Genomic DNA, 1192 nt, shown 5'->3' on the forward strand with positions numbered 1-1192 from the left:
TGGCAATATATGCGGATTCAGTACATTCAGGAGAAAGGATTACTCTTTTTGATGAACGGTATAATGGATATGAAGCATTACTTATAGAGGATAACAGAGAACATCCATTATCTCCTGAAATTCAGTTTGTAGATAAAGATGCTGAAACAGAATTTGAAATTATCATTCTTGGATGCAGTAGTACTGATTTCGATGATGAATATCCCGCCACCGAACAAGTACGACTAATCAATGGCGACTGGGTAAACAAAGAGTATCTGAAATGCAATGCTTTCGATTTTATTTCGATATTAATTCGCAATGCCAAAGGTCGGATATATAAGGTATTAGAAATGGAATTATCTTATTTAAACCGTCTGTAACAAGGTCGAGATAACAGCTTAATGCTGTTCCTCACCAAACCATTAGCATTAACGTGCAACTTAAAAAGTAAATATGAAGATAGTAAATTGGACATTACTTTTTCTTGCAACGCTTTTTTGTTGTTTGGATAGCGTGAAAGCAAGCCCATTGCAGCAAGATACTATACGAGATGAAACCTACCAACTTTATCCGTTAGGGGTTGCTTGCCGCAACAATGATGTGGAAACCGTAAAACGGTTGCTGGCAGAAAAAGATGAGCCTATGGCAATGGGTAATGACTGTAACGAGTTTGATATACTATATACGGCAATCTATTTTGACAAAGAAGATGTACTAAAATATGCGCTTACCCAATATAAGGACATTAACGATAGAGTATATAGTGATGAATATGGGCTTACGCTCCTGACATACGCCTGCAAATTGTCTAACGTAAAGTTAGCCCATATCTTGCTGGAGCATGGCATTAACGTAAATGGTTACCAAAGTCCATGTGACACCTATAAAGTATATCCGATTATGGAAGCCATTGCCAATAATAACATAGAACTGGTGAAGTTGCTTTTAGAATATCATGCAGACCTTGATATAAAAGATAGTAACGGCAGCACCACTCTTGATTTGGCTAAGGAAACAGGCGCAAAAGAGATTGAAAATTTACTTTTGCAATGGATGAAACAACAAAAAAATAATGCTAACAACGCAGGATAACGGACAAGCCGTTCCCTGCTAACCATTAGCTGTAATAGAAGCATGAAAAAGATTATTTTCTACATATCGGCAATTCTGTTTTGCTTGCCTATACAAGCACAACAGCGTTTCTTCGGTG

At 37.2% G+C, this 1192-nt stretch carries 1 protein-coding gene and 1 pseudogene; both read left to right on the forward strand.

The genetic code is table 11. From position 1 onward, the window contains the following. Positions 1–362, forward strand: a pseudogene (locus HPS55_RS14035) (hypothetical protein); the annotation flags it as partial. 73 nt (positions 363–435) lie between these two features. Beyond that, positions 436–1074 carry an ankyrin repeat domain-containing protein gene (locus tag HPS55_RS14040; RefSeq protein WP_172325114.1) on the forward strand — a complete coding sequence of 213 codons (639 nt, stop codon included), beginning with the start codon at positions 436–438 and terminating at the stop codon, positions 1072–1074. Positions 1075–1192 lie beyond the last annotated feature (118 nt).

This window comes from Xylanibacter rodentium, assembly GCF_013166575.1.
Classification (GTDB): Bacteria; Bacteroidota; Bacteroidia; order Bacteroidales; family Bacteroidaceae; genus Prevotella; species Prevotella rodentium.